The 10,370-nt window shown below is 72.4% G+C and carries 13 protein-coding genes, 1 pseudogene and 1 riboswitch; of the genes and pseudogenes, 8 read left to right on the forward strand and 6 right to left on the reverse strand.

All coding sequences use genetic code 11. From position 1 onward, the window contains the following. Positions 1-73: 73 nt before the first annotated feature. Positions 74-271, forward strand: a riboswitch (cyclic di-AMP (ydaO/yuaA leader). Between the two features lie 3 nt (positions 272-274). Then, complete coding sequence (locus ABZ939_RS23685; protein WP_361858520.1) at positions 275-748, forward strand: C40 family peptidase; 474 nt, start codon at positions 275-277, stop codon at positions 746-748. A 72-nt stretch (positions 749-820) separates the two neighbouring features. On the opposite strand, the gene ABZ939_RS23690 is transcribed toward ABZ939_RS23685, so the two are convergent. Beyond that, the gene (locus ABZ939_RS23690; protein ID WP_361858523.1) at positions 821-1,450 is read right to left on the reverse strand and encodes a LysE family translocator; all 630 of its coding nucleotides are present in this window, start codon (positions 1,448-1,450) and stop codon (positions 821-823) included. 72 nt (positions 1,451-1,522) lie between these two features. On the opposite strand from ABZ939_RS23690, the gene ABZ939_RS23695 reads away from it, so the two are divergent. Next, on the forward strand, positions 1,523-2,431 hold the full coding sequence (locus ABZ939_RS23695; RefSeq protein WP_361858526.1) for a LysR family transcriptional regulator: 909 nt from the start codon (positions 1,523-1,525) through the stop codon (positions 2,429-2,431). Between the two features lie 2 nt (positions 2,432-2,433). Here ABZ939_RS23695 and ABZ939_RS23700 read toward each other — a convergent pair whose 3' ends face one another. Together ABZ939_RS23700 and ABZ939_RS23705 are read right to left on the reverse strand one after the other, a co-directional pair. Continuing rightward, the gene (locus ABZ939_RS23700) at positions 2,434-2,862 is read right to left on the reverse strand and encodes an ATP-binding protein (RefSeq protein ID WP_361858529.1); all 429 of its coding nucleotides are present in this window, start codon (positions 2,860-2,862) and stop codon (positions 2,434-2,436) included. Between the two features lie 158 nt (positions 2,863-3,020). Further along, entirely contained in the window at positions 3,021-4,187 is a 1,167-nt protein-coding gene (locus tag ABZ939_RS23705) for an 8-amino-7-oxononanoate synthase (protein WP_361858531.1), read from the reverse strand. A gap of 144 nt (positions 4,188-4,331) precedes the next feature. Here ABZ939_RS23705 and bioB point away from each other — a divergent pair, with 144 nt between their 5' ends. The 5 genes from bioB to ABZ939_RS23730 all read left to right on the forward strand — a co-directional run bounded on the left by bioB (position 4,332) and on the right by ABZ939_RS23730 (position 8,695). After that, positions 4,332-5,576: a biotin synthase BioB gene (gene bioB / locus ABZ939_RS23710; RefSeq protein ID WP_361858534.1), complete on the forward strand. Its 1,245-nt coding sequence runs from the start codon at positions 4,332-4,334 to the stop codon at positions 5,574-5,576. After that, the gene (locus ABZ939_RS23715; RefSeq protein ID WP_361858537.1) at positions 5,569-6,849 is read left to right on the forward strand and encodes an adenosylmethionine--8-amino-7-oxononanoate transaminase; all 1,281 of its coding nucleotides are present in this window, start codon (positions 5,569-5,571) and stop codon (positions 6,847-6,849) included. Before bioB ends, ABZ939_RS23715 begins: the two co-directional genes overlap by 8 nt. A 28-nt stretch (positions 6,850-6,877) precedes the next feature. Beyond that, entirely contained in the window at positions 6,878-7,594 is a 717-nt protein-coding gene (bioD, locus tag ABZ939_RS23720) for a dethiobiotin synthase (protein ID WP_361858540.1), read from the forward strand. 18 nt (positions 7,595-7,612) lie between these two features. Next, positions 7,613-7,957: a VOC family protein gene (locus tag ABZ939_RS23725; RefSeq protein ID WP_361858543.1), complete on the forward strand. Its 345-nt coding sequence runs from the start codon at positions 7,613-7,615 to the stop codon at positions 7,955-7,957. Between the two features lie 72 nt (positions 7,958-8,029). Further along, positions 8,030-8,695 (forward strand): class I SAM-dependent methyltransferase, encoded by a 666-nt coding sequence (locus ABZ939_RS23730; RefSeq protein WP_361858545.1) that lies wholly within the window; start codon positions 8,030-8,032, stop codon positions 8,693-8,695. A 25-nt stretch (positions 8,696-8,720) separates the two neighbouring features. Here the strand turns inward: ABZ939_RS23730 and ABZ939_RS23735 are convergent, their stop codons facing one another. Further along, entirely contained in the window at positions 8,721-9,092 is a 372-nt protein-coding gene (locus tag ABZ939_RS23735; RefSeq protein WP_361858548.1) for a fic family toxin-antitoxin system, toxin component, read from the reverse strand. Further along, positions 9,089-9,316 (reverse strand): antitoxin, encoded by a 228-nt coding sequence (locus ABZ939_RS23740; protein ID WP_361858551.1) that lies wholly within the window; start codon positions 9,314-9,316, stop codon positions 9,089-9,091. The genes ABZ939_RS23735 and ABZ939_RS23740 overlap by 4 nt, the downstream gene beginning before the upstream one ends. 50 nt (positions 9,317-9,366) lie before the next feature. Here ABZ939_RS23740 and ABZ939_RS23745 point away from each other — a divergent pair, with 50 nt between their 5' ends. After that, a complete protein-coding gene (locus tag ABZ939_RS23745) occupies positions 9,367-10,230 on the forward strand; it encodes an LLM class F420-dependent oxidoreductase (RefSeq protein ID WP_361858554.1) in 864 nt (287 codons plus the stop codon). Between the two features lie 43 nt (positions 10,231-10,273). On the opposite strand, the pseudogene ABZ939_RS23750 reads toward ABZ939_RS23745, so the two are convergent. Continuing rightward, a pseudogene (locus ABZ939_RS23750) lies at positions 10,274-10,370 on the reverse strand (transcriptional repressor); the annotation flags it as partial.

The following is a 10,370-nucleotide window of genomic DNA, read 5'->3' on the forward strand; positions in this document are numbered from 1 at the left end:
CAACTCGGATTTCGCCCCGGATGTGAGTCAAGATCCCTCACGACGACAAGCCCCCGCCACCGCGGCGGGGCGGTCCGGGCGGACGCCGAGTCCTGCCGCTGTCCCGGATGTCTGGTCGACAGGAGTGGATCGGCAGGAGTGGAGGACCCAGGCAGTACGGGACGACCGAGCAGTGGGGCCGTTCCTCGGGGTGAAGCCGCAGCCGCGGCCGGGCAACTTCGCCAGTCCGAACCCGACAGGTCATCCTTCACAGGCGGCTGACGAAGGGTTGCGCATGACTGCGCAGATTCATGTCCCGTCCCTGCTGTCCCGGGCCGGAGCCGTCTCGGCTCTCACCCTCGCCGCCGTCGGCGGCACGATGCTGGCACCCGGCGCCACCTCGGAGGCCCAGGCCGCGACCTCGCACGCCGGCAAGGCGCTGAGCATCGCGGCCTCGAAGAAGGGATCGCCCTACAAGTACGGAGCGACCGGACCGACCCGGTTCGACTGCTCGGGGCTCACGCTCTACTCGTACAAGAAGGCGGGCAAGTCGCTGCCCCGTACCGCGCAGCAGCAGTACAACAAGACCCGGCACATCTCCGCGTCCAGCCGGAAGCAGGGGGACCTGGTCTTCTTCCACTCGGGTGGAAGGGTCTACCACGTGGGCATCTACGCCGGGAACAACAAGATCTGGCACTCGCCCAAGCAGGGTTCCTGGGTGAAGCTCGACAAGATCTGGTCGTCGAGGGTCTACTACGGCCGGGTGTGACGACGGCCTGACCCGCTGACGAGTGCCGTCACGGGGGGGTGCGGTGGCGCCGCCGCACCCTCGACACCGGCCTCAGTTCCCCGCGAGGGGAGCCGACAGCAGGGTCAGCCCCAGGGCGGCGAGCGCGCCGCCCGTCACCCCCTGTACGGTCCTGGCCGTCCGCGGACGCCGCAGCCAGTGGCCGAGCCGGTCCACCAGGACCGCCACCAGGGGGAACCACAGCAGGGCCAGCAGCACCACGATCGACGCGAGGAGCAGCGTGCGCGGTACGACCGCGACGCCGTCCGGCACGAACTGCGGCAGCAGAGTCAGGAACAGCACCGGTGCCTTCGGGTTGAGCACATTGGCCAGGAACCCCTGACGCAACGCGCGGGACAGGTTCGCCTCACCGGCGGTGTCGGCCGACGGCTCCCCCGTCGCCCGCAGCGCGCCGCGCAGCGCCTGCACGCCGAGGAAGAGCACGTACGCGCCGCCGGCGATCTGCAGCACCCGGTAGAGCACGGGTACGGCGATCAGTACCGCCGCGAGCCCCGCCACCGCGAGGGCGGTGTGCACCAGGAGCCCGCCCGCCACACCGACGGCGGAGGCCACCCCGGCCCGCCGGGAGGCCAGAGCACTGCGTACGACGACGGTGAAGTCCGCGCCCGGCATGGCCACCATGCCCGCCGCGACCCCGATGAAGGCGATCAGCTGTCCGTCCATGACCCCAGCGTGCCCGCCGCGAGCCTTTAGTGTGTACTGGCAATCTCGTGGGTCTGCCCAAAGGAATGCTTTATGCAGGATCTGGTGCGGCTCGCGGCTCTGGTGGCGGTCGCCGAGGACGGCTCGATCACTCGGGCCGCCGCCCGGCTCGGATACACCCCGCCCGCGCTCTCGCAGCAGCTCGCCAAATTGGAGCGGGAGGCGGGCGCCGCTCTGCTCGTCCGCCATCACCGGGGCGCGCGGCTGACGCCCGCGGGTGAACTGCTCGTCACCCGTGCGCGCCGGGTCCTGGACGAGATGGAGCGGGCGCGTCATGAGCTCGCGCAGCTCAGCGGGCTCTCCGGCGGGCAGCTCCGGGTGGGCACCTTCACCACCGTGGGCATCCATCTGCTGCCGCCGGTCCTGAGTGCGTTCCGGCGGGCCCATCCGGACGTGGAGCTGACGGTCGCCGAGTACGAGCCGCCGGGCGGGGTGGTCGCGGTGGCGGAGGGTGAGGTCGATCTGGCGCTCACCCACACCTACGAGCCCGCCGAGCCCGCCCCGCTGCCGCCGGGGGTCCTGCTGGAGCCCCTGCTGGTCGAGGAGTTGGTCCTGGTCACGGCCCCGGGTCATGTCCTGGCGGAGAGCTCGGGCCGGCTGCCGATCGCGGAGCTCGCCGGTCAGCCGTTGATCAGCAGCGCGCCGGACCATCCGCCGAGGCGGGGTGTGGAGGGTGCTCTCGCCCGGGTCGGCGCGACTCCGTCGGTCGTCTGCCGGACGCCGGGCTACGCGCTGGTGTGCGCGCTGGTCAGCGCGGGACTCGGGGTGGCGGTGGTGCCGGAGATGGTCGCGGCGATGGCGTCGTCCCCACTGGGCGTACGGACGTTGGATCCGACGTCGTTCCGCCGGACGATCTCGGTGGCGCACCGCGGCGAGGAGTCGGGTCCGGCGGCGCGGTCGCTGCGGGCGCTGCTGCGCGGCGGGTTCGCCCGGGGCGCGTGACCCTAGTTCGGGGAGGACGTCCAGGGGAGGTTGATCCAGACCGTCTTGCCGCCCTCGTCGGTCGGGGTGACCGAGAGCCGGCCGCCCGCCTCCGCCGTCAGGAAGCGGATGATGACCATCCCCCGGCCGTTGTCCTGCTGGACCGCCGCCGGCAGCCGCTTGGGCCAGCGGGGGTGGCTGTCGGTGACCCCGATGTGCAGCTGCTCCTCGCGCTCCAGGCGGACGTCGACCGTGAAGGTGGGCGACTGCCCGAAGGTGTGCTGGACGGCGTTGGTGGCCAGTTCCGAGACGATCAGCCGGACCGTGTCGGCGGTGTCGCCGGCCTCCGCGAGCCCCCAGCCGGTCAGGACGTCGGCGACATATCTCCGGGCGGCGGACACCGAGGCGGGATCGCTCGGCAGAGTGACGGTTGCTTCCTGGTGGTCTGCCATGGCGACGCTGTCCCTTTCCCACCGGGCCCGGCCCGGATTGCGCTTCGCGTCAGAGTGCCACCGATCGTGCCGCCCTGTGCGGCCATCCACCAAGATATGTGCATATGTGTCGCCCGAAGCGGTGAACTCTGCTATCAGAGACCGCATTTGGGTCGCGATCAGGGGGCCGATGGTGCAGTGCGCACGATCGTCTCCACCGCCCGGTCGATCTGCGCCTGCGTCAGATCCGCGCGGGCCGTCAGCCGCAGTCGAGAGATGCCGTCCGGGACGGACGGGGGCCGGAAGCAGCCCACCGCGAGGCCCTGTTCGCGGCAGTCGGCCGCCCACCGCAGCGCGGCCTCGGGCGAAGGGGCGCGCACCGAGACGACGGCCGCGTCCGGGCGTACGGCGGTCAGTCCGGCCTCGGTGAGCATCCGGTGCAGCGTGGTGGCGACGGTACGCGCGCGCTCGGCGAGGCCGGGCTCACCGTGGATCATCCGCAGGCTCGCGAGGGCGGCGCCCGCGGCGGCCGGGGCGAGTCCGGTGTCGAAGATGAACGTCCGGGCCGCGTTGACCAGGTGCTCGACGACCCGGGCGGGCCCGAGGACGGCGCCGCCCTGGCTGCCCAGCGACTTGGAGAGGGTGAGGGTGGCGACGACGTCCTCCTCGCCCGCGAGACCCGCGGCGTGCAGGGCGCCCCGGCCGCCGTCGCCGAGTACGCCCAGGCCGTGGGCGTCGTCCACGACGAGCGCGGCACCATGGGCCCGGCAGGCCCCGGCGAGCTCGGTCAGCGGCGCCTTGTCGCCGTCCACGGAGAAGACGGAGTCGGAGACGACGAGGGCCCGGCGGCCCTCGTGGGCCCGCAGGGTCTTGCGTACCGCCTCGGGGTCGCTGTGCGGCACCACTGCCGTCTCGGCGCGCGAGAGCCGGCAGCCGTCGACGATCGAGGCGTGGTTGCCGGCGTCCGAGACGATCAGCGAGTCGCGGCTGCTCAGCGCGGTGAGCGCGGCGAGGTTGGCGGTGTAGCCGGAGGAGAAGACGAGGGCCGCCTCGAATCCGCAGAACTCGGCGAGTTCGCGCTCCAGCCGGGTGTGCAGCCGGGTGGTGCCGGTCACGAGGCGCGATCCGGTGGAGCCTGCGCCCCAGCGCCGTGCCGCCTCGGCCGCCGCCTCTGTGATCTCCGGCCGGCGGGTCAGTCCGAGGTAGTCGTTGCTCGCCAGGTCGAGCAGGTCCGATTCCGCGGCGCGGGGCCTGAGCGTACGGACGAGACCCGCCCGCTCGCGACGGCGCGCCTCGGCGTCGGTCCAGTCGAACGCGGTCCGGCGGGTGTCCTCGTCCCGGTGCATGGGCCAGATCCTTTTGTAGGCAGCGCACAGACCCTAACCGTCCGTGGCCGAGGTCAGGGTGTGGCCATGCACACACCTGAATCCGGCTCGTTTGTTCAGTTCCTCCTTGGCCGCGGGGTGTGCCGTAGGCCAGGATCAGCCCTTATGGACCTGCTGAACACGCTGGTGGACAAGGGGCTGCGGCGCGAGCTGCCGAGCCGTGAAGAAGCGCTCGCCGTGCTGGCGACCTCCGACGACGAACTGCTCGATGTGGTGGCCGCGGCCGGCAAGGTGCGCCGCCGGTGGTTCGGGCGTCGGGTGAAGCTCAACTACCTGGTCAATCTGAAGTCCGGGCTGTGCCCGGAGGACTGCTCGTACTGTTCCCAGCGGCTCGGCTCCACGGCCGGGATCCTGAAGTACACCTGGCTGAAGCCGGACGAGGCGTCCCAGGCGGCCGCCGCCGGTGTCGCGGGCGGTGCGAAGCGGGTGTGCCTCGTGGCGAGCGGCCGCGGTCCGACGGACCGCGACGTGGACCGCGTCGGCAAGACCATCGAGGCGATCAAGGAGCAGAACGAGGGCGTCGAGGTGTGCGCGTGCCTCGGCCTGCTCTCCGACGGGCAGGCGGAGCGGCTGCGCGAGGCCGGCGCCGACGCGTACAACCACAACCTCAACACGTCCGAGGGGACGTACGGGGAGATCACCACCACCCACACCTACGCGGACCGCGTGGACACCGTGCAGAAGGCGCACGCCGCGGGGCTCTCGGCCTGCTCGGGCCTGATCGCGGGCATGGGCGAGAGCGACGAGGACCTCGTCGACGTGGTGTTCGCGCTGCGTGAGCTGGACTCGGACTCGGTGCCGGTGAACTTCCTGATCCCGTTCGAGGGCACGCCGCTGGCGAAGGAGTGGAACCTCACCCCGCAGCGCTGTCTGCGGATCCTGGCGATGGTCCGGTTCGTCTGCCCGGACGTCGAGGTACGGATCGCGGGCGGGCGCGAGGTGCATCTGCGCTCGATGCAGCCGCTCGCGCTGAACATCGCGAACTCGATCTTCCTCGGCGACTACCTGACCAGCGAGGGCCAGGCCGGCAAGGCAGACCTGGACATGATCGCGGACGCGGGCTTCGAGGTGGAGGGCGCGGGCACGACCACGCTCCCCGCGCACCGGGCGGACGCGCTCGCGGCGGCGGGTGCGGGCAGTGGCTGCGGCTCCTCGGCGTCGGCGGGCTGCGGCTCGCACGCCGAGGCGGGCGCGGGCTGTGGCTCGCACGCCGAGGCGGGCGGTGGCTGCGGGCCGTGCGGTGCCGCGGCTCCGGCGGACGAGGCCCCGGCCGAGGTGCCGGAGGCCCGTACCGATCTGGTGGCGGTGCGCCGGCGTGGCGCCGGAACGGACCTCGCGCCGAATGCGTAACGAGGAACTGCTGGCCCTGGACCGGGCGCACGTCTGGCATCCGTACGGCCCCATGCCGGGCCGTGCGGAGCCGCTGGTCGTCGAGTCCGCGTCCGGGGTGCGGCTCAGGCTGGCCGAACCCTCCCACGGGCAGACCGAGTTGATCGACGGCATGTCCTCCTGGTGGTCCGCGATCCACGGCTACAACCACCCCGTGCTCAACGAGGCGGTCCGTGGCCAGCTGGACCGGATGAGCCATGTCATGTTCGGCGGGCTGACCCATGAGCCGGCCGTCCGGCTCGCCGCCCGCCTGGTCGAGATCACCCCCGAACCGCTCCGGCACGTCTTCCTGAGCGACTCGGGCTCGGTCGCCGTCGAGGTCGCGGTGAAGATGTGCCTCCAGCACTGGCGCTCGGTGGGCCGGCCCGGCAAGCAGCGGCTGCTCACCTGGCGCGGCGGCTACCACGGCGACACCTGGCAGCCGATGTCCGTGTGCGACCCCAAGGGCGGGATGCACGAGCTCTGGTCGGGCGTGCTCCAGCGCCAGGTGTTCGTGGACCCGCCGCCCGTCGCGTACGAGGAGTCGTACGCGGAGCTGCTGCGCGAGGCGATCGGGCGGCACGCGGACGAGCTGGCCGCGGTGATCGTGGAGCCGGTGGTGCAGGGCGCGGGCGGCATGCGGTTCCACTCGGCCGAGTACCTGCGGGTGCTCAGGGAGGCGTGCGACGAGCACGACGTCCTGCTGGTCTTCGACGAGATCGCGACCGGCTTCGGCCGTACGGGAGCGCTGTTCGCCGCGGACCACGCCGGGGTCTCCCCCGACGTCATGTGTGTCGGCAAGGCGCTGACCGGCGGTTATCTGTCGATGGCGGCGACGCTGTGCTCGGCGCGGGTGGCCGACGGGATCTCGCGCGGCGAGGTCCCGGTGCTCGCCCACGGGCCGACGTTCATGGGCAACCCGCTGGCCTCGGCCGTGGCCTGCGCCTCGATCGATCTGCTGCTGTCCCAGGACTGGGCGGTGGAGGTCAAGCGGATCGAGGCGGGCCTGCGGGAGGGTCTCGCCGCCACCGCCGCGCTGCCGGGGGTACGGGACGTGCGCGTCCTCGGCGCCATCGGCGTCGTCCAGCTCGACCACGAGGTCGACATGGCCGCGGCGACGGAGGCGGCGGTCCGTGCGGGCGTGTGGCTGCGCCCGTTCCGTGACCTGATCTACACGATGCCGCCGTTCGTGACCGGCGACGAGGATCTCACCCGCATCTGCGCGGCGGTCCACGCCGCCGCCGCGGCGGGCTGAGCACACGAGGGAAAGGACTCGGCACAGCATGGGTGTCATCGTCGTCAGCGGTACGGGGACGGAGATCGGCAAGACGGTCGTGACCGCGGCCGTGGCCGCCGTGGCCACGGCCCAGGGGCGGTCGGTCGCCGTTCTCAAGCCGGCGCAGACCGGGCTCGAACCGGGCGAACGGGGGGACGCGGACGAGGTCGTACGGCTCTCCGGGGCGGGGACCTCGGTCGAACTGGGGCGGTTCCCCGAGCCGTTGGCGCCGGCCACGGCCGCCCGGCGGGCCGGGTCGGCGCCGGTCGGGCCCCGGGAGGTCGCCGAGGCCGCCGCGAAGCTGGCGGTCGACCACGACCTGGTGCTCGTGGAGGGCGCGGGCGGGCTTCTCGTCCGGTTCGACGAGGAGGGCGGCACGCTCGCGGACGCGGCCCGGCTCCTCGGCGCGCCGGTCCTGGTGGTCGTGCCCGCCGGGCTCGGCACGCTCAACACGACCGCGTTGACCGCAGAGGCCCTCGCGGCGCGCGGCATCGAGCAGCTGGGCGTCGTGGTGGGCAGCTGGCCCGCCGCGCCCGATCTGGCGTCGCGCTGCAATCTGGCCGATCTGCCGGAGGCGGCGGACGCTCCGCTGCTCGGGGCCGTGCCGGAGGGCGCGGGCGGTCTCGCTCCGGCCGCGTTCCGGGCGCGGGCGGGCGAGTGGCTGGCCCCGGCGCTCGGTGGGGTCTGGGACGCCGAGGGGTTCACCGCTCGCGCCCGGCCCTGACCTCCGTAGGCTGGCCCTATGCGCGCACACGTTTCGGAGATCGTCTTCGACTGCGGCGATCCGGCGGGGCTGGTGCGGTTCTGGGCCGAGCTGCTCGGCGGGGCTCCGGTCGACCGGAGCCCCGACTGGTCGTACGTCGAGCCGCCCGGGTTCGTCCGGATCGCCTTCCAGCAGGTTCCCGAGGGCAAGACCGTGAAGAACCGGGTCCATCTGGATCTGCACGCGGCCGACGTCGGTGCGGCCGCCGAGGAGGCGACCACCCTCGGCGCGTCCCGCGTCGGCGGCATCGTCACCGACCCACAAGGGGCCTTTCAGGTGATGCGTGACCCCGAAGGCAACGAGTTCTGCTTCGTGTCGGGCTGAGACGGGCGGAACGCGGGCAGAATCCTCCCGTCCGTCCGCGTCTGCGCCCTCGAGCGTCGGAGGAGGTCCGCGATGTCAGCGCGTTCCACCCGGGTCCCCCGGGACGCCGTCCACCATCCCCTCTTCGCCCGCTTCTACGCTCGGTTCAGCGTCTCCGCCGATACGAAGGGCGGAATCGGCGCCCTCCGTACGGAGCTGCTGACCGGTCTGTCCGGCCGCGTCATCGAGATCGGCGCCGGGAACGGGCTGAACTTCGCGCACTATCCCGGCGCCGTGTCCGAGGTCGTCGCCATCGAACCGGAGCGGCATCTACGTCAGTTGGCGGCCGATGCCGCGCTGCGGGCCGATGTGCCGGTGGACGTGGTGCCGGGCGCGGCGGAGGCGCTGCCGGTGAAGAGCGAGGCGTTCGACGCGGCGGTGGCGTCTCTGGTGCTGTGCACGGTACGGGACGTGCCACGGGCGCTCGCCGAGCTGCACCGAGTGCTGCGCCCGGGCGGCGAACTCCACTTCTTCGAGCACGGGTTGGCGCCGTCACCCGGGATGGCACGGACGCAGCGCGCCCTGGACCGCACGGTGTGGCCGCTGCTGTTCGGCGGCTGTCACACGGCGCGCGATCCGCTGGCGGCGATCGAGGCGTCGGGGTTCGAAACGATCGCGTACCGCAGTCTCGTCGTCCCGGAGAAGGGTCCCCGACTCCCCTCCTCGTACTGCGCGTTGGGCACGGCGCGGCGGGTCTGAGCGACGGGTCCGGGACGCGTCCGGCTCAGCGGCTCCACTGCCGCAGCTCGGCGGCGATGGCACGGACGTCCGCCTTGCCCTCCTTGACCAGACGGGCGAGGTCGCGGACCTGTTCGGGCGAGGTGACGACCTTCAGACCGCTGGCGACGAGATAGCCGTACGCCACGGCGGAGGCGAACATCGCGTTGGAGTGCTCCAGGGCCGGGATGTGCAGGAGGAGTTGGAGCAGGGAGGCGGCGCGGGCGTGCGGGTCGCTGTAGACGGGCACGCCGAAGATCTCGGCGTCGTGCCGGCCGACCGCGGCGACGAGCGCGCCCCAGTCGGTGACCTGGGGGTCGCCGGGCGTGTGGTGTTCGGCGACCATGAGCAGCCAGGCGATGTCGACCGTGAGGCTCATGCGGTGCGGTCACGCTCCGAGCCGAACTCATCGGCGAACACGGCCTCGTACTGCTTCATGAAGTCGGCGGCCGCCTCGACGAAGGCGCGCCCCGATTCCCCCGCGTCCTGCTGGACGAGTTCCTCGATGTAGCGGTTGACGCTCACTCCGCGCTGTTGCGCCCGCCGGCGGGCGGTGTCGGCGGTAGTTTCGTCCACACGTACGTTCAACTGAGTTTTCGCCACACGACCACGCTAGCGCCGGCACGCTAGCACCGACAAGGGGAGCCGCCGCCATGGCATTACCGTTCCGCTTCGCTGTGAACATGCTCCGGCCGGGGACCGGCGAGGAGTGGCGCGCGCGCTGCCGCCGTGCCGAGGAGCTGGGCTACGACCTGATCCTGGTCCCCGACCATCTGGGGATGCCCGCCCCCTTCCCTGCCCTGGTGGCCGCGGCCGAGGCCACGACCCGGCCGCGTGTGGGGACCTTCGTCCTCAACGCGGGGTTCTGGAACCCGGCTCTGCTCGCCCGCGAGGTCACGACGACGGACGCCCTGACCGGAGGCCGGCTGGAACTGGGGCTGGGAGCGGGCTATGTGCGCGAGGAGCACGAGCGGGCGGGGATCGACTTCCTCCCGCCGGGCCGAAGGGTCGACCATCTGACCCGTACGGTCGAGGAGTTGGACCGGATCCTGGACGCGGAGGGTGCGCCCCGCCCGCCGCTGCTGATCGGTGGCAACGGCGACCGGGTGCTGCGTCTCGCCGCCCGGCACGCAGACGTGATGGCGTTCACCGGCGGGCGCACCGAGGGAGGCCGGGTCGAGGTCCTGTCCCCCGAGGAGATGGACGAGCGGGTGGCCGCGTACCGCCGCTTCGAGAAGGAAGCGGACCGCATCGCCCCCGCGGAGCTGAATCTGCTGCTCCAGCGGGTCGTCGTCACCGAGGACCGGGCGGCGGCGGTGGCGGACTTCCTGCCGTACGTGTCGCATCTGAGCGAGGAGCAGGCGCTGGAGCTCCCGCTGCTCGCCGTCGGCAGCGTGCGGGAGATCGCCGAGCAGCTGCGCGAGCAGCGTGAGCGGTACGGGTTCTCGTATCTCACGGTCCTGGACGACGCCATGGAGACGTTCGGACCGGTGATCGAGGAGCTGCGCGCGGGCTAGGGCCTCTCCCGGCGGTGGCCCTAGCCCGCCTGCCGGAGACGACCTAGGCGCAGGAGGGGCACAGTCCTCGGTAGGTGACCTCGGCCTGGGAGACCTCGAAGCCGAACCGCTCCTCCGCCGGGAGGTCGGCCAGCGGGTCG

This window comes from Streptomyces sp. NPDC046712 (assembly GCF_040645695.1).
In the GTDB taxonomy this organism is placed as follows: Bacteria; Actinomycetota; Actinomycetes; order Streptomycetales; family Streptomycetaceae; genus Streptomyces.